Raw genomic sequence first — 22,181 nt, 5'->3', positions numbered from 1 at the left:
CAGGGCAGGACGCGGCGCCCGGAGCGGGGACAGCCGCTAGAACGCGAACTGCGTGGCCTGGCCCGCCACGATGTACCACGTCAGGAACAGGGACGACACGAACGCGCCCGTGTACACGCGGTCTGTGCGGCGGGCGAAGTAGGTCATGAAGATGGCCAGGATGACCAGGATCGGCAGGAACTGGATCGCCACGATCACGTTCAGCGGCTCGCCGGCCGTGAACAGCTGCCCCGTGCTGAACAGGGTGCCGTACTGCACGAGCAGGAAGAGCAGGAACCCGCCTGCCAGCAGCAGCGCGTTCGTGAGCATGGAGCCGCGCGCGCTGCGCCGCATCTGCCGGTGCAGCACGGTGGCCGCCATCAGGGCGTAGAGCGTGAAGGGAATCAGGTAGGCCAGGAACATCCTGAACTGTCCCGTGGTCATCGGCTTCAGGCCCACGAACCAGAACCGGTAATCCACGTTGAAGAAATAGGACGTGAGCAGGAGCGACAGGTAGCCAGTGCCGACAGCCCCCAGGGCCACCAGCGCGCTCTTCCCGATCTCACTCCAGGTGCTGCCCCGTGCGGCGGGCACGCCATCAGGCTGGGCCGGCGCGTCCACCGCTGGCGCGGCGGCGAGCTGACGACGGGCGGTGGCGCGCCAGAGCAGGTACAGCACCAGCGAGATCACAGTGTTCAGCAGTGCCCAGACCATGATCTGGTTGGTGATGCTCTGGGGCCACAGGCTGCTGGGTTTGAGCCACTCGGCCCCCAGGCGGAAGAACGGGAAGTACGTGAGCACGGGCACGGCCAGCATGACCAGGGCGCCCAGCCACCAGCCTGGACCGGCGGCGCCCTGGGGCTGGCTGGGCACCCGGTTCAGGCCGCCGAGGCTGCGCGTCTGCAGCAGGAGGCCGCCGCTTCCCAGCACCACCAGGACGAATCCGAACCAGCCGAGCGTGGTGCCGAATTCCTTCCAGGGCCAGATCTGGTTGCTGACCGGCAGGGGCGTGCCGCCCTCCAGGGTCTGCCCGAACCAGGACACGGCGTTGCCGATGGCGTCACGGGACAGGTGATCCCCAGGGTGCGTGGTGTTCGGGGTGTAGAGGACGCGTGCGGTGCCCGCGGCCAGGTCGCCGTACACGCGGCCCGGCTCGACCGGGCCAGTCGCCCCGAACACCTTCTGGAGTTTTGTGCTCTGGGCGACGTCGAGCGCGCGGGGCACTTCCCACATCAGGCCCGAGAACTCGTCGTATTTGCTGAAAACGACCGCGAGGTTGCGCGGTGAGGTCGGTGTGCCTTCCGGCGCGAAGCCCGAGCCTGTGGAGGACCCCTCGAGGACCATGGCCTTGTACCCGTCCGGATAGGCGGCCGCGGCGTTGAGGATCGTCCAGCCGCCCATGGAGTGGCCCTCCAGACCGATGTTGTCCTTGTCGACCAGGTCCAGGCTCCGCAGGTAGGCCAGCCCGGCGGGCCCACCAAAGCCGTTGGCAAAGGCGGGCCCGTCGCTGAAACCGTGCCCGGCCTGGTCCATGTTCAGCACGACGTAGCCGCGCCGGGCGAATTCGATGGCAAAGTCCGCGTGGGTCTCGCGGGAGTTGATGTAGCCGTGAACCGCCAGGATCCCTGGGGCCGGTTTCTCGGCGCTGACCCCCCGGGGGATGTACAGCAGGCCACTGAGCTGCGCGCCGTTCGCGCCCATGAACCTCACGTCTCGGACCCTCACCTGCCCGCCTGCGGTCTGGGCCCAGAACGCGATCAGGCCGCCGATCAGGATCAGCGCAGCTCCCAGTCCAAGGAGCAGGGAACTTCTGGACGTTTTCAAATGACGCCTCCTTTGGCCGGGGCGACCGGCCAGTCGAACGAAATGGCTGCGCCGGGGATCCCTTCGTGGCGCCCGGAGGCGGCGCACGAATCGGTCCAGCGCGTTCAAGCGGGAAAGCGATGGGTGATGACGCCACTGATCTCAACACGTCTTGAACAGATTGTCAACGGGACTGAACAGATGTTCAGAGTGGATGGTCCGCGGCGCCGTATGCTGATGGACGTGACCACTGCCGTGACCGACGATCAGGCCGCCCAGGCGGTGCAGGTGGCCCGTCTGTACTACCACCAGGGCCTGACGACCGACGCCATCGCGCGGGAACTTGGCCTCTCCCGCCCGAAGGTCAGCCGTCTCCTCACGATGGCCCGGCGCACCGGCCTGGTGGAAATCCGCATCCATGACCCGCAGGCCCACCCGCAGAGCCTGGAAGTCCAGCTCCAGACGCGCTACCCGTTCCTGCACGCCCATGTCGTGGGGGTACCGGTGAACAGCACCGAGGACACCTGGCTCGACCGGGTCGCCGTCGCGACCGCCAGCGTGCTCGGCAGCGTCGTGCGGCCTGGGCAGACCGTGGGCCTCGCCTGGGGCAACACCCTGGACGCCGTGTCCCGCGTGCTGCAACCGCGGCGCCTCAGCAACCTCGAGTTCGTGCAGCTCAACGGCAGCGCGAGCGCCGTGGACTTCACCGGAGGCTTCATCACCGACACCATCACCCGCTTTTCCCGCGCCTACGGCGGGCGCGCCCACCTCTTCCCCATCCCCACCTTCTTCGACGATCCCGCCACGAAAGAGGCCATGTGGCGTGAGCGAAGCGTGCAGCACGTGCTTCAACTGCAAGCCCAGGCCGACGTGCTGCTGTACTCCGTGGGCAGCCGCCAGGCCCACCGCCCCAGCCACGTCTACGTGTCCGGCATCCTCGACCCGCAGGACCTGTCCCGGCTCGACGCCGAGGGCGTGGTCGGCGACATCGCCACCGTCTTCTACCGCGCAGACGGCAGTTACGACACCGTGTCCCTCAACGCCCGCGCCAGTGGACCCGACCTGCGTCTCATGCAGCAGGCCCCCCATGCCATCTGCGTGGCCAGCGGCCTCGGCAAAGTAGAAGCGCTGCGTGCCGCCCTCCTGGGCCAGCTGATGAACACGCTCATCACCGACGAAAACACCGCCCGCGCCCTCCTTCAACAGGACCCGGCGGCGGACCAGCACCCCCTCCCCGGCGAGAACCCTTCCGAGAAACGCATCAGCCGGGTGTGAACCTGCTTCCTCGCTGCGAGTGACCTTCAGCGCCCTGGAGCACACCACAGCACCCAGTACTCCTGTTCTGTTCGCCGGCACCCTCTTCACATTCGATACCTTTCACTGGTCTCTGCTGTGCGGCCGGAGGTTTTTCAGGACCGAGGTCCGCGCCTTCTCGCGGAACTCCGGTGACGGGACAGGCACGCCGGTCCGGAACCCTTCCCCCAGCCTGAGCGCGGTGACTCTGATATCTGGCAACGGCGACGCGGCAACCCCCAACGGCTGAGCCTGCGACGGGCCTGGAGTGGGCCATTCACGACCAGTCGCGGTCCGGTTGAAGTTGCAGCTGCTGGGCGGCCGCCCGTACCTCCTCCAGGTCCACCGGATCGCTGAAGGGATCCTCGTCGAGCACGGTGACCCGGTTGAGCCGTTTCTGCCAGCGTCGCAGTTCCTCCACATAGGGAGGGTACGGCGCACGCCGCAGCTGGCCGCCTTCCTCGATCAGGTCACAGATGCCGTTGTGCAGCCACGTTCCCTTGTGCCAGTCGGGCATGTCCACCGCCGGGAACAGACAGACGCCGTGCAGGTCAATGCCGCGCGCCATGGCCGCCAGCGACTCCTCCATCACGTCCTTGAGCCAGGCCGGGCGGCCTTCGGCCAGTCCGCTCGTCTCGGCGATGATGATCGGGCGCCCGTAACGCTCCCAGACCACGCCGAGCAGCTCCGCAAGCGGCTGAATGCGCTCGTCCCGGGGCCCGAGGGCCTGATGGGGACCGGACTCCCGGAATTCCATCTGCCCGAACGAGTAGCAGTTCACGCCGACGATGTCGAGAATCTCCGGCGAACCGCCGAGTTCAGGATGCAGCCGCCCCGCGAGGATGTCCCAGGCCGTGAAGGTGTCCTCAAAGGTCTCGTGCCGAGCCTCATCAGCGAGATCGGGCCGGTCGGCGGGCGGCACCACGTAGACCAGCGGATCGACATTCACCATGCGCGCCCGAGGATCGACCTCGCGAATCGCGCCCACCCCTGCGATGGCGGCCCGGCACAACGCGAGGCGCAGCGCCATCCGGTGATCCCTGCCTTTGAGGTACGGCGCGACCCAGCCCCATTCGCCGCCACAGAACGAGAAGAAGGTGATCTCGTTGATGGGCGTGAAAAATGACGGCCCGGGCGTTCGTGTGCGCGAGGTGACGTAATGGGCCGCCGCGTGACAGTACCGCGCGAAACGCTCCGCGAAGTCCGGCGCCTGAGGGTCGAGGTCGTCCGGATACCCGTAATGGCACAGGTCCCAGATCGGCATGATCTGCGAGCGGTTCATCGCCTCGATCACCGGATCCAGGCGCGAGAAGTCGAACTGTCCACCGCGTTCGACCAGGGGCCAGGGGATGCCCTCACGCGCAACGGCGATGCCGAGGCTGCGCAGCATCGCGTAGTCCTCCTGGACGTGACGGTCATGCTGGGTCTCGGCGATCAGGTCACGCCGGCCCTGATGCTGCCAGTGAAAGGTGGAACATTCAAAACCGGAAAGAAAGAACGTCGGAAAGATGCCAGGAGAGCGTGCCATGTTCAAGCCTACCCGCCGCCGTTCCGTTCGGGGCACGGTTCCGTGAAGTCCACGTTCAGCCTTGCCCGGGCGTCTCCGGCAAGGCCGCTCTCCATGCGGGGCAGCCCGGCCCTGAACCGGGACAGCCGCCGCCGGAGCAGGTCGACCCCCTGCCGGCGAGGTCCTGCTCCTGCGGCGCCCTGGATCTCCATCCCAGCCTCCACCCGACGTGAGAACCGGCACCTTGCCACCGGCCAGCCATGCTCCCTTGCCTACCTTCGCGGCACAGAGGAAGCAGCCCGGACCGGTTGCCCAAGGAGAAGCGCCATGAACAAGATCACCCTCGCCGCCGTGCTCACCACCACTCTGCTGGCCTCCGCCGCCAGTGCCGCCACACCCGCCCAGAAGGGGTTCATCACCGGCACCGTCGTCAACGAGAAGGGCCAGCCCCTCCCAGGCGTGGAAATCGACGTGGACAACACGCTGTCGTACGACAGCAGCCTCGTCACGTACACCGACGCCCAGGGCCGCTACAAGGTGGATGTCCGCAAGCTCCCCTTCACGTTCCAGGTCTACGCCAAACTGAAGATCAAGTACGGTGACACCACCGTGAAGGTCGAACTCGTACCCAACAACCCGGACGCGGTGGCCGGCGTGGCAGGCGGCGTTCGGGACTTCGTGCTGAAGCCCAAGCCCGTCACGTCCGAGGACCCCTACGGCAACCTCGCCTGCGTCTTCGTGGAGCGCGGCATCGGCGAGTACGACGTGGACACGGCGCAGGTGCAGGTGACGCTGACGCCGGTCGGGAAGCTCGCCGACGGCTCGGCCGGAACGGCACGCACGTTCAAGCTGCTGCCCAGCGGAAGCGGTCCCGTCATTCCCAACATCATGTGGGGCACCTACAAGGTAACGGCCACACTGAACGGGAAACCGCTGGAGATCCGGCGCCGCACCAGCCCCAACACGTTCCAGTGGTCCACCAGCTTCACGGGCGGGTTCGTGCGGGACTACAACATCAACCAGCCCAACATGTATCTCGAAGTCCGTCTGCCCGGGAGCGGGAACTGACGACCAGGGCAACCCCTTTGAGGCGCCCATGTCGTGCGTCCAGGGTGAGCGCCAGACAGCGCCCTCTGATTCAGGCCGCCTGCGCCCGGATCCCTTGCTGAAGGTGTTGCTTCACCTGGACCCTTCAGGTCCCGCGGACCGCGCGGGGAGACGTGGCCCACCGGCGCTCCCCCTCCTCCTTGTAGTGCAGTCACGCACTGCGCACCGGCCTGTGGGCCTCCTGACCGACCTGACCTCATGCGCGCCCCACGCGGCGTCGCCTCCCGCCATCGACCAGCCATACCCCATTTCCTACTGTCGCCCCACCCCCGAAGAGGGCGAAGTACTCAGGGAGACCACCATGAAGAAGACGACCGGAATGACCATTGCCTTGCTGCTCCTCACCTCACTGCTCGCCGCGTGCGGCGGCCCCCCGCCCGTCGCTGATGAGCCCGGCACCCCTCCAGGGGACACGGGTGGAGAGACGCCTGGCGGCAACACCGGCAGCACAGTCGTTCCCGCGGCGCTGCTCGGCGACTGGCAGGCTGGCGCGGCGTCACCCATCGGCTACTACGACCCGAACAGCGGGGCGTGGCAGGGCGCCACGGGGAGCAGTTTCATCCTCAAGCTGCGCGCGGACGGCTCATACCAGTACACGGGCCTGCTGGCCGTCGGCTCGGGGTCGTGCCAGAGCAAGATCCTCAGCGTGGAACGGGGCCGCGCCGCCTTCGACGGCGACACGATGACCTTCACTCCCAGCGAAGGCGACGTGCAGTCCACCGTGTGCGGCGCCCCCGTCAAGCACGAGCCGGTCACCCCCAGCGTGCGCCGCTGGGCGCTGAGCGTGGACGACTACGGCAGGGAAGCCCTGTACACCCGGACTCAGAACGGCTCCGGCGCCGCTGACGCCTTCTACCGCACCGACAAGGCCGGCCAGACCTTCCCCCGCATCGGCATCAGCGGCGCCGTGACCGCCCCCGAGGGCCGCAGCGTCTCCGGCACCCTGGTGGTGGCCTGCTACGCCGAGGACCCGACCTGCCAGAGCCCCGCGACCAAGATCCAGCCGGTGTCGGGCAGCGGCACCTTCACCTTCCCGGCGCTGGAGGACCGCCCCTACATCCTGAGCGCCGTGCAGGACGCCAACGGCAACGGCGTCGTGGACGCGGGCGACCTCGTGGACGTGTACAGCACCACCGACGCTCCCGGCGCCCGCCCCACCGTCCGTCCCCCCGCGGACGGGGCGAGCCTGGACCTCGTGGTGGTCCAGTAACGCCAGGTTGGACCGTCACATCGTGTGAGCGGCCTTCAGGCCCGGGTTATGGAAAGGGAAGGCCGTTCCCGTCTGCACATGCGGTCCCGGGTGGTGCTGGTCGCCCTGCTGCCACGCGTCGCCCGTGCGGCGCTCCCTCGCTTCGAGCAACGGGTGGCCACCATAAAGGCCGTGCAGGTGCACGCGAAGGCGTACCCCCACCACCTTCGGCAGTGCAGCGGTCCTGGCGGGGAAGGCCAGGACGTCCTGGCCTTCCCCGCCGGATGTGCCGACCGGCTGTACAGCCTTGCGCACGGCACGAGCGGAGCAGAGATCATCATTCATACGCTGGTGTGGGCGGGCGGGACGACCGGGCCCACCGACCTGCTCGGCCTCATGCGCGCCAGGAACGACCGGGCGCTGCTGTTCAGCACGGAAGAAAAGAATCCGTACGACCCCGTGAAGCTGAATTACCTCAGGTACACGTCCGGCACCTCAGCCAGTGCCGCAGTCCGCTTCGAGGTTCCGGGCCGGCCGGGCTGCGGTCGGTTCGACCCGTCCAGGTCGGCACGTGTACGCCGTGCGCCGAGACCAGTGTGGGGTGTTCGTGGCCCGCTTCGACTGGATGAACGATCTACGGACCCCCTGGGTGTACGCCCTGAATCCTTCACCTGAAAGCCGGTAGCCGGTGACCTCAGCGGCCCCCTCCGACATCGATGAAGGCACCGGTCACGAACGAGGACGCCCCCGAAAGCAGCCACACGATGGCCTCGGCCACCTCCTCAGGCGTCCCCGCGCGGCCCAGCGGCAGGCCGGGGCCCAGGCGCGCCGCGCGGCCCGGTTCGCCCCCCGACGCGTGAATGGCCGTGTCGATAATTCCGGGCCGCACCGCGTTCACGCGGATGCCCTCGGCCGCGACCTCCTTCGCCAGGCCCACGGTCAGCGTGTCCAGGGCCCCCTTGCTCATGGCGTAATCGACGTACTCGCCCGGTGACCCGAGCACGGCCGCCCGGCTGGACACGTTCACGATCACCCCGCCTGCCCCGCCGTGACGCGTGGACATGCGCCGAACCGCTTCGGCCGCGCACAGAAACGGCCCGACCACGTTGGTCTCCAGCACGCGCCGTAACCGGGCCGCGCCGATCGCTTCCACCCGGGCCTGCCGGTCCAGGACTCCGGCGTTGTTCACCAGCGCGGTCACGGGTCCGAACGCTTCCTGGAGCGTGTCGAACAGGCGTGGCACGTCCGGTTCGGCGCTGGCGTCCCCCTGAATGGCGACGGCCCGCCCACCCAGCGCGCCGATCTGCTCAATGACCCGCCTGGCGGCCGTGGCGTCCTGGAGGTAGTTCACCCCGACGGCGTACCCCTGACCGGCCGCGAGCACGCAGGTGGCCGCCCCGATGCCCCGGCTGCCCCCTGTGACCAACACCACTCCGTCCGCTGCACGCATACGTGGAGTGTGCCCGGCGGAACTGGCGTTCGCCACCACCCGGTGGAGGTCGGTTCAGCCAGTTGCACTGGTCAATCGATCGGCCGGGGTGCGTGGCGTGGGAACCGGCGGCGTGTGTGCGGGATGGGAGGGCACCCTGCCGCCGACGGACCACGCCACCGTGCAGGTTCGCCATCGCCACGGCCTGCCGCTCGCGGGGAAGGCCGTGAGACGCGACGCGGGTGGATGCTGCTCCTCCCGCTACCGCAGGGCGGCACCCGCCAGGACGAGAACCAGCACGCTGGCGACCCCCATGACACTCAGCGCCTGAACGCGGGTCTTTTTCAGGAACAGCAGGATGCCGATTCCCGTGACGGCGACCAGCGCCAGCACCGCGCCGCTGAGGTCGATCAGCCACTTCCAGCTTCCCCCGGCGTCGCGGCCCTTGTGCAGGTCGTTCAGGACGGCCAGGGCGTCCTGTTGCAATACCCGCGCGGTGTACCGGCCGGTCTGGGCATCAATCACCACGTCCGCGCTGTACCCCGGTGCGGCAAATGCCAGGCTGGCTTCGGTCCCGTCCATACGGGTGTCGCCGGCCCGGCCATGCAGATTCTGTTGCTCGCGCAGGTCCTCGGCCACGCTCAGCCAGTTCACGTCGCCGCCCTGAATCCAGCCGGGCCGCAGAGTGCCGCTGAGTTCGCGGGTGGTTTCGCCACTGCCGAACACCCAGTCCGGGTGGTTGAGGGTGATGCCCGTCAGCGCAAAGAACAGCACCACCAGCAGACTGATCATGCTGGTGTACGTGTGCAGCCACCGCAGCCAGAGGTTCCACTGCGCGCGGGCGTTCCGCTGACGGCGCACGGGAGTGGCGCGCGCCGCACCACCCTTCTGAGCTTCAGGCCCGGGCAAAACTGACATTCACGGCCTCGACGTCGTTGTCTGCGCCCAGGACCTTCTTGAACGCCGTACTCCCGATGGTGAGCTTCTCGCGCACCAGGCTGTAGGGACCATGTTCACGGGCGGCTTCCACGCACACGTAGTAGGTGCCCTGTGGCGCCACGGCCCCCTTGTCCGTCTTGCCGTCCCAGGCCACGGCGTAGGTGCCCGGGTTGCGGGTGGCGCTGCTGACGGTGTCGATCAGTTCACTGTTCTGCCGCGTCCAGCGCCGCAACTCGGCCAGCCACCGGGGGTTACGGCGGCTCTGCTGCACCCACACGGTCAGGTTCCGCACGGCGCTGCCCTGGGCGTCTTCGATCCACACGGCCACGTAGGGCCGTTTGACGCGCCCACCTGCCTGCGTGGCCACGGTGAAGGTGATGTCCAGCGCCATGCCTTTCGCCCAGGATTTGGCGCCGGTGGACGCCGCTGCAAGCGCCGGACTGAAGCGCGACACGGCGAGGAAGGCCGCGCCCGCGGCCAGTCGGGCGAGGAATGTGCGGCGGGTGGCGTGAGGGTCCGAAGTGGGGTGCAGGTTCGTCATGGTGGGGCTCTCCTTGGCGTGAGGGTGCAACGGCGCGTTTAAGTGGGTGTTAATGCGGCCCAGCGGCGGCTGGCGTGCTGGCCGCCCCCCCGGGTGACGATCAGGGCGGCGGCGCCGGGCGTCCGGTCGGCCAGGGTCAGGCCGTCCGGCACACCCAGGACGCTCAGCGCTGTCGCCAGGGCGTCCGCCGTGACGGCCAGGGGGGCAACCACCGTGACCCCGGTAACGCCGGCAACCGGCTGTCCCGTGCGTGGGTCGAGGAGATGCGAATACCACTGCCCGCCCACCTGGAGGCCGCGGTGGGCGAGGCCACTCGTGGCCAGCGCCGCGTCCTGGACCCGCACCTGCGTGAGGGGCGGGGCGTCGTCCCGGGCGGTGGAGGGGTCGGCGACGCTCACGTTCAGGCCGCGTCCCCCCAGGGTTCGCAGGTCCCCTCCGGCATTGACCAGGACCGCCTGCACCCCCGGCTGTGCGAAGGCCCGCTCCGCCATGCGGTCGATGACGTACCCCTTGGCCAGTGCGTTGAGGCCCAACGGCAACGGGGTGTGGATGGTGACCTGGCCTCCAGGGTGCAGCGTCCAGAGCGGCTCGGTCAGGCCCTGGATGACCGGGGCCAGCTCGGCGGGGTGCGGCGGATGTCCCCGCCGGGCCGCGGCTGCCCAGACCGCCCCCAGGGCGTCCGCGCCGGCGTGAAGTGCTCCGTGGCTCGCTTCCTGCCAGTGCGTGGCCAGTGCCAGGACCGTCCTCAGGTCAGCACTGACCTGCTGAAGGACCCCGGGGCGGCTCAGCATGCGCCGCCACTCACTCTCAGGGTCGAAGCGGTTGAGGACCGCGTTCAGGCGCTCCAGTTCAGCCAGCGCCACCTGCTCCGCCGCTTCGGCAGCGCGCCGGGTGGACGCCACGATTTGAATCTCGACCTCGGTCCCGAGCAGCCGCTCATACACGCTGCGCAGGCGGTAGGGAGGGCGGAGCAGGGCATGCAGACGACTCACCGGGAAAGTCTGAGGCAGCTTGGTGAAGATTCTGCGCACCCCCTGTGCTGCGGAGCGCCCTGCCAGGGCAGAGCCGAGGAGGGTCCGGTCGGTGTGCCTCCCGCCGCACCGCGAAAGCCGGTGGCGGAGTGGACCCGCGAAGCCCAAAAGTAGAAGCCGCACACGGCGGCTTGATGCGGACCAAGAGAGCGCCGTATGCCTGGGCAGCCCAGGACATCTGCCACAGTTCGGGTCAGCGCAGGGAAACGCTCCTCTGAAGTGTGGTGTCCACGATCGTCGCGTGTCCGGCAGCTCGCCCGTGCGTCCTTCTGATCTGCCGCGCTCCGACTGCCCAGTCCCTTCCGCTCGTCTCGACCATCAGCGTTCCTGGAAGGCGAGCCGGAGGCCGAGGGCGAGGTATACCGAGCCAACGACCTTGCCCTGGTGCCGCCCCGCCCGGGGATGACGGGTCAACCATCCGGCGACGGCCCCGCCCCCAAACGCGAGGAGCGTGGTGTACGCCGCGCTGAGCAGCACGAACAGCGCACCGAGGACGGACAGCTGGAGGGCGGCGCTGCCCCGCTCGGCGTGGACGAACTGCGGCAGGAACGCCAGGAAGAACAGCGCCGTTTTCGGGTTGAGGACTTCGGTGAACAGGCCCTGCCGGTAGGCCTGGGCGTTCCCGAGGCGCTTGACGGTGGGGAGGTCGATGGGCTGCGGCGGGTCCAGGAAGGCACGCACACCGAGGTAGAGAAGGTAGAGGACGCCGAGGACCTTCACGGCGGTGAAGGCGACGGCCGAGGTCATCAGGAGGGCGGACAATCCCAGGACGGCGCACAGAGCGTGCACGAGGTCGCCGGTGGCGATGCCGAGGCCGGTGGCGATGCCGATGCCGATGCGGGGCCCCCCGCTCGCGGCGCGCGCCAGGGTCAGGAGCATGGCAGGCCCGGGAATCAGGAACAGGCCCAGGACGATGAAGACGTACGCGGTGAGGGTGTGAACATCGACCATGCTCCACGGTAGGAGATGAGGCGCCGGACCGGGCGAAGTGGTCTGCTCCTCCGCATGACGGCCCCTGCCCCTCCGGCATCGCGCAGGTCACCACACCGGCGGCCCTCACGGTTCTCGTCACGTTTCCGTGCGGGCTGGGGACAAGTGTCCCGAGGGCGCTGTGAACGCGAAGAGTGCCGCAGACGTGCTGATCACCCTGGCTGAGATGACGACCCTTCGGTCCGGACAACAGCGTGCAGGCGGCGCCGTGCGGCGCCGCCTGTCCTGGCATGCATTTACTCGCTCGCCTTGTCCGCCTGCTGGTCCGCCCGCGCGCCGTGCAGGTCCGCTTTGGCGTGGTCGACCGCGGCTTTGCCTTCCTCCATCACCCGGTCCACGGGATTGCTGGCCGTTTCCGCGTTGAACTCATGGGCCTCCGCCCGGGTCCGGTCAGCGCCTTGATTGACCTTCTCCTTCACGGCGTCTACAGCGGCGCCGAGCCGTTCGCCGACACTCTTGTCACTCATGCCCTCACCGTACCGCCGGGGCGTGAGTGGGGCCGCCGGGCTGCCTCAACCGCGCTTTACGCTCGGGTCCCTGACGGGCTCAGGGAGAACCAGGACGATGCGAGGCGGCTGACGGTGTTGCCGCGCCCGGTTCCGGTACGCTGACCGGATGTCCCTGTCGATTGGTGATCGAGTCCCTGTGATGACGGCTGTGCAGGACACCGGCCGGCCGTACGAGCTCACGCCCGGCCGCTGGCGGGTCCTGTTCTTCTTTCCGAAGACCGCCACCACGCACTGCCAGTTGCAGGCGCGGCGGTACCAGGCGGTGATGGATCAGTTCCAGGCGCTGGGCGTCGACGTCTTGGGCGTCAACGGGGACGCGAAGCAGGAACAGGCGCTGTTCCGTGACCTGTGCAAGCTGGACTACCCGCTGCTCAACGACCAGGACCACACCCTCAGCGGCGCCTTCGGTGTCCTGGATGAGCCGTGGCCCGGGGAGGACCTGCGCCGCGCGCGACGGGAGACGTTCCTGGTCGCGCCCGATGGGGTGATCATGGATCACTGGACGGACGTCAATCCGGCTGAGGATGCGGGCGTGGTCTTGGCGCGCGTCCGGGAGCGTGTGGCGCGGCCGCCCGTCTGACTTCAGGGCCGCCTGGCCCGCCCTGTCAGGCTGAGCGGCGTCTGGTCATCTGTTCCCGCACGCTGGTCCAGCGCACTTCCGGATAGCGGGCGTTGTCCAGTGGAGTGAGTTTTCCCTGGCCACTGAACATGTCCCGCATGTACTGCATGCCCTGCCACGCGGGGAAGGGCTCCCCGGGCTGAGGGGCGACGCGCTGCGCGACCTTGATCATCAGCCCGAGCGTGCCCAGCCCTCCGGCGCGCAGGGTGCGGTAGCGCTGGCCGGTGACGTCGGTCATGACGGCCGCGAGGTCCCGGGCGCTGAGGGTGTCGCCGGCGATACGCAGGAAGCGGGGCGTGGTGTCGTCCAGCGCGGCGGCCGCCACGTACGCGGCCACGTCGTCCTTGGTCGTGAAGTCCAGAGGCTGGTCGGCGTTCTCCCAGTACAGGACGCGGTGAATCGCCGGTTGGATGATGGGCATCTCGGCGCCCAGCAGGTCCATGAACGCCCCGTTGAGCACGGAAGTGACCTGGATGGGCGCACGGTCGGCGCGGGCCATGAATTCGCGCCGGAGGTCGAGGTTGCGGTTGGTGCCTGGGGTGATCCTGGTGTACTCCTCGGAGTAGTCCGACGGAATGAAGCGCGGCACCCCGGCCTGCACGGCGGCGTGCAGCAGAACCTCCTGGCGGCCGAGGATGACGTCGTCCAGGCCGTTGAGGGCGGAGACGACGCAGCGGGCGCCCTCAACGGCGGCGGCCATGGCGGTCACGTCGTTGGGATCGGCGGGCGTGAGGGTCAGGCCGAGGGACTTCAGGTGCGTGCGGTCCTCAGCAGCGGTGTCGGGACGAATCAGTGCGCGGACCTCCGCGCCGCGGGAGACGAGGGCCCGGGCAATGCGGGACCCGAGGTCGCCGGCGGCGCCCGCGAGGGCAAAGGTGGGGGGCGTCATAGGGAGCCTATCCTCGGCCGCGCGCAGGTCGCGGGTCAATTCACGTCTTCTTGGGCGCTGGCTACCGGGGCAGGCGCGCCACCGCCCCCGTTTCCCGGTCCTGTTCTCCTCCACGCCGGACCAACACCGGGCCAGAGTCAGGGCCCGCCTGTCCATCCCAGGATGCCCACCGTGCTGCTCGGCTGCGTGTGAAGGGTTGCGGAAGTGTGCTGGTGCTCCAGGCTCAGGTCATCGGCGTGCACAGTTCGATCAGTGTGCCGGCAGGGCAGCGGACAAACGACACCGTCTGCCCCCATGGTTTGACGGTGGGTGCCATGAGTTCGGTGGCGCCCGCCGCGATGGCCGCACGGTGAGCCTGCGCGACATCATCCGTCGCGAGGGCAATTTCCATGCCCAGCGGTTGCTCCGAGTCGCTGGCCCGGACGTAACCCGCTGGAAAGTTGCTGGCCCCCAACGTATGGGAGGCGAAGGCCAGCGTCGTCTCACCGGTCTCGAGTTCGCCGTAGTCGCCGGACTCATGCAGAAAACGGCGGGAGAGACCGAAGGCCGACTCGTAGAACGTGAGGGCGGTGGCCACGTCTGGGACGTACATGATGGTGTAGTTCAACTTCATCCGGAATCTCCTTTGGCAAGGGCTGGTCCACGACCATTGGGGAGGCAGGCCCTGTCGGCACCCTCTCCATCACACTTGACGTTCGTTCCGAAGCATAACGCAGGGGCGATATTTTGTATTCACCGCGCCGTGACGGACTTGCCTCAGGCGCCTGGGACACCTCAGCCTGCTCCCGGAGGCGTCGGAAACAACGCAAGCTCCCCGGAGCGCAAAGAGGGGGTGTCCGAGACGGTTGCGCGCGGCGTCACGGTGTCAGGCCACCTGCAGACCGGGGCGAAGGATTCCATCACAGGGGTCCTTCCCTTGGCCTGTTCAGGGCACGAAGCGGCTCCTGCGGCCCTTGGTCAGTGGTCCTGCGCTTTCTGGACTGTGGCAGGTGCATGGGTGCGGAGAAGCATGACGTTCTTCACGGGTGTTTCTCGCCAGCCAACGGCCGACCCGTCTCGCGCGTGCGCGTCGCGGGGGTGGCCTCCGCCCCAGCGTGCTCCCCGGGGCTGCCGGGTGACGCCCTTGCCCCGGGAGACTATGCTCAGGCCTCCACCGCGCCATGACGTCCACGGTTCTCCGGTGGTCCGGGTGACCGCTGCAGACATTCGCGTTCTCCGGGACAGGAAGGAGGAAGATGAACACGGGACACCATGCGGATGTCAACGGTCTGCAGCTGTACTACGAGCGGCACGGTGAAGCCTCGCCCGGACGCAGTCCCCTGGTGCTGATCCACGGGGGATTCGGGGCCACGGAGACATTTGACCACCTGATCCCCAGCCTGGCGGCCTCGCGACCAGTGATCGCGGTGGACCTCCAGGCCCATGGACGCACGGCGGACATCGACCGGCCCATGCGGTTCGAATCCCTCGCCGACGACGTCGCGGCCCTGCTGCGGAGCCCGAACGTCGAACAGGCCGACGTCCTCGGGTGCTCGGTGGGTGGGGGCGTGGCCCTGCGCTGCGCCATTCAATTTCCGCCGCTGGTGCGCAAGTTGATCGTCATCTCGTTTCCGGCGGCGTCCACCGGCTACTTCCCGGAAGTCGTCGCCCAGCAGCGGCAGATTCGCCGGGAAGCAGCCGAGCATCTGCGGAGCGGTCCCCTCTTCAAGTTGTACGCGCGGCTGGCCGGACCTGGTGCACCGCGTGGGTGAATTGCTGGGGCGTGCCTTTGACTGGACGGCGGACATCGGCCGGGTCCGGTCACCAGTGCTGCTGGTGGGCGGAGACGCGGACATGGTGTCCCCGGCCCACATGGTGGCGGTGTTCGCGTCCCTCTGCGGCGGGCGGCAGGAGGCCGTGTGGAACGGCTCGGGCCTGACCCGGCACCGCCTGGCTGTCCTGCCGGCCACCATCCACGACGACGTGCTTCAGTCGCCCTTCCTGATCAGGATCGTGGAGGATTTTCTCGCGTCAGCCGAGCCGGAGGTGGGGGCCACGGCGGAGTGAATGGCGGGTGGTTCATGGCCCGTTGAGCAGGCCGTGCTGTACCGCGTCCGGCAGTTCCTGCGGCTGGGGCTGCTGACGGTCACGCGCATCGAGGCGCGCGCTGGACGGGCCCTGAAGTACTACCGCGCGAGCTCACGGGGGTACTTCGTGCCATTCGCGGCCACGCATGCCGACACGGTGCAGGCGCTGTACGAGGCGTCCCTGGATCACCCGCGCCGTTCGGTGCTCGCCAGCCTCGCGCAGGTCTGGAGTGGTCTGGCCGATGACGCCCGCGATTACGGCCTGTACACGTTCGGGGACGAACGAGGCCTGATGAGTCACGCCCTGCTGCCCTACCGGCCGGCGGTGCCGCAGCGGGGTGGGCCGGCGGGCGGCGGCATGCTGGGGCCGCTTCTGGCGGACGAGGCGCCGGCCGTCTGGAACAACACGGCCACGCTCAGCCTGTCCGCTCGGGACGCCAAGGCGCTGCAACGTGACCTGTATGCCCTGCACCGCAGGTACCAGGATTGCCGTGACCCTGCGGGTGAGTCGTATCTTGTGCGGCTCACCCTGACGCCTGCTGTGGTGGTGGCGCCCAGGCAGAGGCCGTCCTAAGGAGGGCTTTATGGAGCGACCGAGGGTGCCTCTCGGCTGTGCATCCTCATATATAAGATTAGGTTTGACAAGCGAAACACCGTTCATCCCCATGCCGTTCCTGCTCTCTCGCCACGTCTGACTCATCTCTTTCCTGCGCTTCTGCCCGGGCTCCAGCATGGAGAAAGGCGAATCAGACTGACGGGACGCGTCCCTGAGGAACAGTTCCACCCGGTCACGGTGTGCCCCACCTGCAGCATGCTGATCGGATCACACGGCACCCAGGCGCATCTTCATCCTGGCGTGTCAGGACTCACCGGTCCATCCCCGCACGCTTCCCTATGGCCCAAGTGCCTGAGCCGTCGGCGCACAGTGCTGCAGAATCCGACAGCCGGTCCGGCTTCACAAGCATGGTCTCTTTTCTCCATGCCTTTGCCGGTGCATCAGCGAAGTGAAAAGACCAGGCGACTGCGAATGACAACGGCTCATCCTCTTTAAAACGCAGCTGGCTGTGGTGGCTCCCATTCCCCCGCAAGTCGTGTCCTGCTGTGCGTCTGCTCAAGCCTGACACCGCAAAGACCGGGGATCACAAAAGCGTCCGACAAACCAAGAAAAAAGGACGCGGGAGCCAGTGCGGAAGACAAAAGACCACCCCGAGGAGAGCAGGGGTGCCGTTATTCAAATCTAATCTCGTATATTGTGGAGCATGACCGAGATCGAGCGGCGCCTCACCACCGACCAGGCCGGCACCCTCACCCGCGCCTTCCAACACCATGAACTCGACCGCATCATCCCCATGCTCTGGGGCAATCTGCCCACCCGCCGTCGCATTCAACTCACCACCAACCTCCAGACCATCTTCACCCACGCCGAACAGGACGGCGTGAACCTCCTTCATCCCCCCGCCGACCTCCACACCTGGCTCCGCACGCCGCTGACCGACACCCTCCGCGGCCCCGGCACTGCCCGCCCCAACACCATCAACACCCGCTACTACACCCTCAAGCAGATGTACGACCACCTCATCCGCGAAGGCCTCCTCACCACCAACCCCACTGCCGGGTATCCGTTGCCCCCCATCGAGCGCGCCGTGACGCCTCTCCCCTCCTCGGAGGACGTGACCGTCCTCCTCAGTCACCTGGAGCGCCACGATCCACTGCTGCACGCTGCCGCCACGCTCATCTACCACCACGCGCTGCAATACACCGAACTCGAAGCCCTCAAGTGGAATGCCTTCGATTTCAGTCGTGGACTCCTGCTGCGCCCCCGTACGGAGACCAAGCTCAGCAAGGAAGCTCTGCACGCCCTCCAACCCCTGCTGAAACAGGCGGGCGGGCCGCTTCACACCCAGGACTCCCCCAAACCCATCTTCCCCTTCGAGAACCGCGACGCGTTCCGGCTGCCCCTCTGGCGCGCCTGCAAGATGGCGGGGATCGGGAACATCAGCCCCCGGGAACTCAGGTTGTGCAGCCTGCGGGACCACGCCCACACCCCCAGCGACGTCGGCTTCGTGAACGCCGAATCCTACCGCCGCGCCGTCAAACACGCCGAAGACCTCGCCGAACGCCTCACCGACCAGTGACTGGCCATCCATGCGGTCACTGACGCACGTGGGCGCTCTCCCCTCCTGCTGACGGGACAGGCTTGAAGCACCCATGCTCCCCGACCTCATCGGTGCAGACCTCCGCCCCGTGCCCCTGGCCCGCTGACGGGACGAGAGCGAGTTCCTCCTGATCCGCGACGCGCACACTCGCTGACCGACCACCCGCCTGAGATGACGTCGCGAACCAGACTCTGATAGCCCCTCGGCAGACCGGGCATTTCCCCGGACGCAGATGCCCTCCGGTCCTGCCTGTTCGATGAACAGCGGCGTCAGGCGTCCACATCGGATACATCTTGAACGAGGGCGGCCTCCAAGATATGCACGAGCACGTTCAGTCTAGTCTGCGACTCATCAGGAACGCAGACGACATCACCGTAAACGGATCTGATGTCACCAAACTCCGATGAGGAGTAAGGGTGTCCAAGCCATTCTTGTGCGTTCGGGTGACCCCGCACGCCGGTTGACTTCAGCCGCACTAGAAGCCATCCCAAAAAATGAGGTGACAGTCGCGGCTGCGACCCCTGTGCTCATGCAGTCCCAGCAGCATGATGCCGTGGAGTTAACCGATGAACATTGGGGACTGGTCGAGCCGTTCCTGTTTGCGCCACCGCGCCGGACTGATGGCAAAGGACGTCCTCGCATCCCGAGCCGTCCGATCCTGGATGCGGTGTTGTGGATCCTCCGGACCGGTGCCCCCTGGAGAGACCTGCCCACACGCTACCCACCGCGCTCCACCGTTCACCGTCACTTCCAGGAATGGGTCCGTACAGGGACGCTCGACCGCATCCTCCAAGCGCTCTACGAACGACTTGCGGATTAAGGCCAGGTCAACCTGAGCGAGTGCTTCATCGACGCCACCTTTGCCAGCGCGAAAAAGGGGGTCTGGACGTCGGCAAGACGAAGCGCGGCAAGGGCACGAAAATCATGGCGATCACGGACGCTAAGGGCCTCCCTATCGCCGTTCATGTCGCCAGCGCCAGCCCACATGAGGTTACGCTGGTCCACGACACATTGGACGCGACGTTCGGCTTCGACCATCCGACACGGTTGATCGGTGACCGGGCCTATGACAGCGATGCGCTTGATGCGGAACTCGCCAGCGAAGGCATCGAGATGATCGCGCCGAACCGCCGCAACCGCTCAAAGACCCAGGATGGCCGACCGCTGCGACGATATAGACGACGCTGGCGTGTCGAACGACTGTTTGCATGGCTCCATAACTTTCGCCGCCTTGTCACGCGCTGGGAATGGCATTCCAGCAACTTCCTCGGCATGGTGCAGCTCGGTGCCATCGTGATTCTTCTTCGTCAGTGACCTCGACAGCTCACAGCACCAGCGTGATATTCCACAACCTCCCGTCCTGAACGGCAATGAGGGCACCCGACGGTGTTGACCACAGCTGGCCACCACTCTCTTCCCGATCAAGGGCGAGGGTGATGTCATGCTCAGTGCACCAAGCCAGCAGGTCGCCATCGTGCATTGAGAACCCGCACCAATCCACCAGGTCGGAGGGTTCATGCCAGGGGGAGCGGGTCAGCTCAACACTCTGTAAGGTGCCACCCAGCACCCAGAGCACCAGGTTCCCACGCTGGAGCTGACATGTGCCTTTGGAGACGCGTGCAGCATCGAAGGTGACCCTGAAGCGCTCCAACAGATGTTCGATGCGGTCGTCTGTTCGCAACGGGACATGGTCCCGTGAGGTCAGCAGGGTGCGAAGTGAAAGCGTTTTGAGGCGGGGCACGCCTCCACCATGGCAGCAACCGCGGGGGATGCCATCCGCGTTTTAGCCCAGCCTGAAGGGATGCAGGCAGAGGAGTGCCGGACCATGAGGGCCATCCACGTTTTTGGGATGGCTTCTACCCTCAACTCGACATCGGACGGCGCGGCTCCTGCTGTGGCGCAGCCGCAATACCTGAACTACTTCACTGACAATAAGCAAACGGCTGACTTTTCTCGGATATGGCCACTACAAATTATCTCAGCGCGGATAGCTTTTGATGCAATCGCATGCTATGCTGAGGGATGCTAGTTCTCAATGGAAAATATCATGTACAGCCGAATAAAAAATTAACTATTCTGCCCGAGGTAAAGATCCTACCGAAAGGCACGCTTCAGTCTGACATAAATGCCCTCAGTGCGGAGTGCGTCGCGAACGGCCAAACCGCCGTGCAGGTTATGACGCAGCACGGACTGATGTATGGCACACTCGTCGAAAAGAAACCCTTGCAGTTGCGTTTATGGCAATTCGAAGGTCATTTGTTTTTCCCCGAAAAGATCCAGAATCTCAGCACCTGACAGATTAAAGAATCGACGCACCGTTCGGCAGGAAAGACGTAAGGCGGACAGGGTTGATCCGATCGGCGAAAGATGAGCAAGGGACGGCGCAGATGGAAGACAGCGCCGTCGGTGATCAAAGAAGGCAGCTGCAGCAAGAAGGTACTGCCCCGCCTGTCCCAGCAGTTGGGCTCCCACCGCCCGGAGCTGATCTTCCGGGACAGGCACCCCCACACCCTCAGTCAGGCGAGGAAGGGGCTCATTACACGGACCAGGACCCCAGGGACGACTCTCCTGATCCGGCAGGACACGGTCCCCTCAAAGATGTCTGCTTCTCTCGCCCAGGTGGATGCCGACGCCATTGACCCGCAGTCCGGGCACTCCATGCAGCGCGTAGGGCCTCACGGCACAGTCGGTCAAACCCGATCCGCGTGCGGAGAAAGTAGAAAGACACGCACTGGCGGCTCTCTCCTTCCCTCGAATTGCCATGCGGCCACGCGCTCACGCAGGCCCAAATATTCCACCATCCGGGTTGTCCTCTCACGTCAGGCGATTGTTTTGTGCCAGGACGGCCAGCAGATCGCCCTCAGCCACCCCAGTTCGCATGTCAGTCACTTTTTCATGATCCCAGCTGCTGTTCCCGTCTCATTCCGGTATTGGCAGGCCTGTTATTTGTTCCCCTTGAGGCGCGGAGCAAATCCAGGATCCCGCTCCACGATGCCTGACGGCCGATCCGTATTCTGGCCGTCATCACCAAGCACCTGCGTGATCCCCCCCGGAACGAAGGGTGGCACTCACAGAGATGGTGTCTAATGGAGACAACCACGGCTCTGCCAGCGTGTCCTTCTCAGACTCCTGGAGAGCCGTATGATTGTTTTCCCCAAACTTCCGATTTCCGTTTCCCTGCGCTGGGTGCCGGGTTCCATGCACCTCGTCCAGTTCCGCGCCTGGGACCGGACCTTCGTCGTGTCCCTCGTCCACGTGCACTTCGACACCCCCCAGGCCCAGTCGCCCCTGTACCTGCTGGGCACCGTGAGGGTAAGCATGCGCGACGTCCAGCTCTCCACCGCCGAGCAGAAGCTGTTCGACGACCTCGAGGCCGCCGACGGCCGGGACGATGTCCTGAACGAAGCGTGGCCCCGCGGGGGCGGCACACCCTCAGCCGCTTTCGTCTCCTGACTGAACCAGGCCACTGCTCGGGCGGCTGGCCCAGGCCGGCTGCCTCACAGGCGTCAAGGTGACCTTACCGGAACACGCCTGACGCGCCCGAACTGGACCCGCAAGACGGGGGCAGGCATGACGTCATGAACATCACCGTGGTCGTCACTTGGCTGGACGGCACGGTGATGGCCGACTGGTCTGCCGTCGAGTTCTCCAATGAGCTCAACGCCCTTGATTACCTGGCACTGCACTTCCGGGACTGTCCGCGAAGTGCGCTGGAAGCCGCTCTCAAACAAGGACACCTGAGTGCGAACAGCACGCACATGAGTGGGACATACATCACGCACGCCACGATCACCCGGTAACACCCAGAAGGGCCCACTCAGAAGCAGCATAGAGAGCATGACCACAGCACGCCGGCAAGAGAGCGAGGACCTGACCGGCGTGCAGGACAACGGGGTGGGGTTCAACCACCGCCTGCGGGAGAAGGCGGTCGAGTTGTTCGGGCGGCACAAGACCGGGACGCCTGAAGGGTCAGGGGTGGAACTGGCGACGGTACGGCAGGTGTGTGGCTTTACGGGTGGCCGGACGAGGTGTGACTACGGCCCGATCTTCTGGCTGTCGGGTGGCCGGCTCCCGAGGTGAGACGGGTGACCGCTCCGGCCTGACAGGGCCTGGCGGCACCGGGTCGTGGGGACC

The 22,181-nt window shown here is 66.7% G+C and carries 24 protein-coding genes and 1 pseudogene; 14 read left to right on the top strand and 11 right to left on the bottom strand.

The window, feature by feature from the left end:
• Positions 1 to 36: 36 nt before the first annotated feature.
• Positions 37 to 1,803: an alpha/beta hydrolase family protein gene (locus tag DFI_RS14150; protein ID WP_244940392.1), complete on the bottom strand. Its 1,767-nt coding sequence runs from the start codon at positions 1,801 to 1,803 to the stop codon at positions 37 to 39.
• 216 nt (positions 1,804 to 2,019) lie between these two features.
• Here DFI_RS14150 and DFI_RS14145 point away from each other — a divergent pair, with 216 nt between their 5' ends.
• A complete protein-coding gene (locus DFI_RS14145) occupies positions 2,020 to 3,057 on the top strand; it encodes a sugar-binding transcriptional regulator (protein ID WP_370568105.1) in 1,038 nt (345 codons plus the stop codon).
• 295 nt (positions 3,058 to 3,352) lie between these two features.
• On the opposite strand, the gene DFI_RS14140 is transcribed toward DFI_RS14145, so the two are convergent.
• Complete coding sequence (locus DFI_RS14140; RefSeq protein WP_022802338.1) at positions 3,353 to 4,603, bottom strand: glycoside hydrolase family 1 protein; 1,251 nt, start codon at positions 4,601 to 4,603, stop codon at positions 3,353 to 3,355.
• 306 nt (positions 4,604 to 4,909) lie between these two features.
• On the opposite strand from DFI_RS14140, the gene DFI_RS14135 reads away from it, so the two are divergent.
• The 3 genes from DFI_RS14135 to DFI_RS20290 all read left to right on the top strand — a co-directional run bounded on the left by DFI_RS14135 (position 4,910) and on the right by DFI_RS20290 (position 7,553).
• Entirely contained in the window at positions 4,910 to 5,650 is a 741-nt protein-coding gene (locus DFI_RS14135; protein ID WP_027463630.1) for a carboxypeptidase-like regulatory domain-containing protein, read from the top strand.
• Between the two features lie 340 nt (positions 5,651 to 5,990).
• The gene (locus DFI_RS14130; protein ID WP_155864571.1) at positions 5,991 to 6,899 is read left to right on the top strand and encodes a hypothetical protein; all 909 of its coding nucleotides are present in this window, start codon (positions 5,991 to 5,993) and stop codon (positions 6,897 to 6,899) included.
• 93 nt (positions 6,900 to 6,992) lie between these two features.
• On the top strand, positions 6,993 to 7,553 hold the full coding sequence (locus DFI_RS20290; protein WP_162899085.1) for a hypothetical protein: 561 nt from the start codon (positions 6,993 to 6,995) through the stop codon (positions 7,551 to 7,553).
• A gap of 19 nt (positions 7,554 to 7,572) precedes the next feature.
• Here the strand turns inward: DFI_RS20290 and DFI_RS14120 are convergent, their stop codons facing one another.
• The 6 genes from DFI_RS14120 to DFI_RS14095 all read right to left on the bottom strand — a co-directional run bounded on the left by DFI_RS14120 (position 7,573) and on the right by DFI_RS14095 (position 12,275).
• Positions 7,573 to 8,328 (bottom strand): SDR family oxidoreductase, encoded by a 756-nt coding sequence (locus DFI_RS14120; RefSeq protein ID WP_027463627.1) that lies wholly within the window; start codon positions 8,326 to 8,328, stop codon positions 7,573 to 7,575.
• A gap of 240 nt (positions 8,329 to 8,568) precedes the next feature.
• Positions 8,569 to 9,168: a PepSY-associated TM helix domain-containing protein gene (locus DFI_RS14115; RefSeq protein WP_027463626.1), complete on the bottom strand. Its 600-nt coding sequence runs from the start codon at positions 9,166 to 9,168 to the stop codon at positions 8,569 to 8,571.
• Between the two features lie 34 nt (positions 9,169 to 9,202).
• A complete protein-coding gene (locus tag DFI_RS14110; protein WP_022802349.1) occupies positions 9,203 to 9,787 on the bottom strand; it encodes a DUF2271 domain-containing protein in 585 nt (194 codons plus the stop codon).
• 38 nt (positions 9,788 to 9,825) lie between these two features.
• Complete coding sequence (locus DFI_RS14105; RefSeq protein WP_244940390.1) at positions 9,826 to 10,779, bottom strand: FAD:protein FMN transferase; 954 nt, start codon at positions 10,777 to 10,779, stop codon at positions 9,826 to 9,828.
• Positions 10,780 to 11,136: 357 nt separating this feature from the next.
• Positions 11,137 to 11,769, bottom strand: coding sequence for a LysE family translocator (locus DFI_RS14100; RefSeq protein WP_043778846.1), 633 nt, complete (start codon positions 11,767 to 11,769; stop codon positions 11,137 to 11,139).
• Between the two features lie 275 nt (positions 11,770 to 12,044).
• Positions 12,045 to 12,275, bottom strand: a complete 231-nt coding sequence (locus DFI_RS14095) for a glucose-repressible protein Grg1 (protein ID WP_022802352.1) — start codon at positions 12,273 to 12,275, stop codon at positions 12,045 to 12,047.
• A 148-nt stretch (positions 12,276 to 12,423) separates the two neighbouring features.
• Here DFI_RS14095 and DFI_RS14090 point away from each other — a divergent pair, with 148 nt between their 5' ends.
• Entirely contained in the window at positions 12,424 to 12,897 is a 474-nt protein-coding gene (locus DFI_RS14090) for a peroxiredoxin (protein ID WP_027463623.1), read from the top strand.
• A 25-nt stretch (positions 12,898 to 12,922) separates the two neighbouring features.
• Here DFI_RS14090 and DFI_RS14085 read toward each other — a convergent pair whose 3' ends face one another.
• A complete protein-coding gene (locus DFI_RS14085; protein WP_027463622.1) occupies positions 12,923 to 13,825 on the bottom strand; it encodes an NmrA family NAD(P)-binding protein in 903 nt (300 codons plus the stop codon).
• A 223-nt stretch (positions 13,826 to 14,048) separates the two neighbouring features.
• Entirely contained in the window at positions 14,049 to 14,438 is a 390-nt protein-coding gene (locus DFI_RS14080; RefSeq protein WP_027463621.1) for a VOC family protein, read from the bottom strand.
• Positions 14,439 to 15,060: 622 nt separating this feature from the next.
• Here DFI_RS14080 and DFI_RS20800 point away from each other — a divergent pair.
• The 5 genes and pseudogenes from DFI_RS20800 to DFI_RS14060 all read left to right on the top strand — a co-directional run bounded on the left by DFI_RS20800 (position 15,061) and on the right by DFI_RS14060 (position 19,361).
• Positions 15,061 to 15,576 carry an alpha/beta fold hydrolase gene (locus DFI_RS20800; protein WP_211235362.1) on the top strand — a complete coding sequence of 172 codons (516 nt, stop codon included), beginning with the start codon at positions 15,061 to 15,063 and terminating at the stop codon, positions 15,574 to 15,576.
• Positions 15,569 to 15,871 carry a hypothetical protein gene (locus tag DFI_RS20795; RefSeq protein WP_211235361.1) on the top strand — a complete coding sequence of 101 codons (303 nt, stop codon included), beginning with the start codon at positions 15,569 to 15,571 and terminating at the stop codon, positions 15,869 to 15,871. Before DFI_RS20800 ends, DFI_RS20795 begins: the two co-directional genes overlap by 8 nt.
• A 33-nt stretch (positions 15,872 to 15,904) precedes the next feature.
• A complete protein-coding gene (locus DFI_RS14070) occupies positions 15,905 to 16,465 on the top strand; it encodes a hypothetical protein (protein WP_027463620.1) in 561 nt (186 codons plus the stop codon).
• 685 nt (positions 16,466 to 17,150) lie between these two features.
• Entirely contained in the window at positions 17,151 to 18,026 is an 876-nt protein-coding gene (locus DFI_RS14065; RefSeq protein ID WP_043778840.1) for a tyrosine-type recombinase/integrase, read from the top strand.
• 550 nt (positions 18,027 to 18,576) lie between these two features.
• Positions 18,577 to 19,361, top strand: a pseudogene (locus DFI_RS14060) (IS5 family transposase).
• A gap of 10 nt (positions 19,362 to 19,371) precedes the next feature.
• Here the strand turns inward: DFI_RS14060 and DFI_RS20285 are convergent.
• Positions 19,372 to 19,788, bottom strand: a complete 417-nt coding sequence (locus tag DFI_RS20285; protein ID WP_155864569.1) for a hypothetical protein — start codon at positions 19,786 to 19,788, stop codon at positions 19,372 to 19,374.
• 281 nt (positions 19,789 to 20,069) lie between these two features.
• Here DFI_RS20285 and DFI_RS14055 point away from each other — a divergent pair, with 281 nt between their 5' ends.
• From DFI_RS14055 to DFI_RS14040, 4 genes are all read left to right on the top strand, one after another.
• The gene (locus tag DFI_RS14055) at positions 20,070 to 20,342 is read left to right on the top strand and encodes a hypothetical protein (RefSeq protein ID WP_081425910.1); all 273 of its coding nucleotides are present in this window, start codon (positions 20,070 to 20,072) and stop codon (positions 20,340 to 20,342) included.
• A gap of 846 nt (positions 20,343 to 21,188) precedes the next feature.
• Entirely contained in the window at positions 21,189 to 21,500 is a 312-nt protein-coding gene (locus tag DFI_RS14050) for a hypothetical protein (protein ID WP_118375972.1), read from the top strand.
• A 125-nt stretch (positions 21,501 to 21,625) separates the two neighbouring features.
• The gene (locus DFI_RS14045) at positions 21,626 to 21,847 is read left to right on the top strand and encodes a hypothetical protein (protein WP_027463616.1); all 222 of its coding nucleotides are present in this window, start codon (positions 21,626 to 21,628) and stop codon (positions 21,845 to 21,847) included.
• A 37-nt stretch (positions 21,848 to 21,884) separates the two neighbouring features.
• On the top strand, positions 21,885 to 22,127 hold the full coding sequence (locus tag DFI_RS14040; RefSeq protein ID WP_027463615.1) for an ATP-binding protein: 243 nt from the start codon (positions 21,885 to 21,887) through the stop codon (positions 22,125 to 22,127).
• The last annotated feature ends 54 nt before the right edge of the window (positions 22,128 to 22,181 follow it).

This window comes from Deinococcus ficus (assembly GCF_003444775.1).
In the GTDB taxonomy this organism is placed as follows: Bacteria; Deinococcota; Deinococci; order Deinococcales; family Deinococcaceae; genus Deinococcus; species Deinococcus ficus.
This window is presented reverse-complemented; position numbering and strand designations above follow the sequence as displayed.

Excerpts from the sequence above, each read along its gene's own strand:
- DFI_RS14085 (WP_027463622.1), bottom strand. The coding sequence starts at position 13,825 with ATGACGCCCCCCACCTTTGCCCTCGCGGGCGCCGCCGGCGACCTCGGG.
- DFI_RS14080 (WP_027463621.1), bottom strand. The coding sequence starts at position 14,438 with ATGAAGTTGAACTACACCATCATGTACGTCCCAGACGTGGCCACCGCC.
- DFI_RS14055 (WP_081425910.1), top strand. The coding sequence starts at position 20,070 with ATGCTAGTTCTCAATGGAAAATATCATGTACAGCCGAATAAAAAATTA.
- DFI_RS14045 (WP_027463616.1), top strand. The coding sequence starts at position 21,626 with ATGAACATCACCGTGGTCGTCACTTGGCTGGACGGCACGGTGATGGCC.
- DFI_RS14120 (WP_027463627.1), bottom strand. The coding sequence starts at position 8,328 with ATGCGTGCAGCGGACGGAGTGGTGTTGGTCACAGGGGGCAGCCGGGGC.
- DFI_RS14110 (WP_022802349.1), bottom strand. The coding sequence starts at position 9,787 with ATGACGAACCTGCACCCCACTTCGGACCCTCACGCCACCCGCCGCACA.
- DFI_RS14130 (WP_155864571.1), top strand. The coding sequence starts at position 5,991 with ATGAAGAAGACGACCGGAATGACCATTGCCTTGCTGCTCCTCACCTCA.
- DFI_RS14145 (WP_370568105.1), top strand. The coding sequence starts at position 2,020 with ATGGACGTGACCACTGCCGTGACCGACGATCAGGCCGCCCAGGCGGTG.
- DFI_RS14095 (WP_022802352.1), bottom strand. The coding sequence starts at position 12,275 with ATGAGTGACAAGAGTGTCGGCGAACGGCTCGGCGCCGCTGTAGACGCC.
- DFI_RS14050 (WP_118375972.1), top strand. The coding sequence starts at position 21,189 with ATGATTGTTTTCCCCAAACTTCCGATTTCCGTTTCCCTGCGCTGGGTG.
- DFI_RS14040 (WP_027463615.1), top strand. The coding sequence starts at position 21,885 with ATGACCACAGCACGCCGGCAAGAGAGCGAGGACCTGACCGGCGTGCAG.
- DFI_RS14135 (WP_027463630.1), top strand. The coding sequence starts at position 4,910 with ATGAACAAGATCACCCTCGCCGCCGTGCTCACCACCACTCTGCTGGCC.
- DFI_RS14140 (WP_022802338.1), bottom strand. The coding sequence starts at position 4,603 with ATGGCACGCTCTCCTGGCATCTTTCCGACGTTCTTTCTTTCCGGTTTT.
- DFI_RS20800 (WP_211235362.1), top strand. The coding sequence starts at position 15,061 with ATGAACACGGGACACCATGCGGATGTCAACGGTCTGCAGCTGTACTAC.
- DFI_RS14090 (WP_027463623.1), top strand. The coding sequence starts at position 12,424 with ATGTCCCTGTCGATTGGTGATCGAGTCCCTGTGATGACGGCTGTGCAG.
- DFI_RS14065 (WP_043778840.1), top strand. The coding sequence starts at position 17,151 with ATGACCGAGATCGAGCGGCGCCTCACCACCGACCAGGCCGGCACCCTC.
- DFI_RS14100 (WP_043778846.1), bottom strand. The coding sequence starts at position 11,769 with ATGGTCGATGTTCACACCCTCACCGCGTACGTCTTCATCGTCCTGGGC.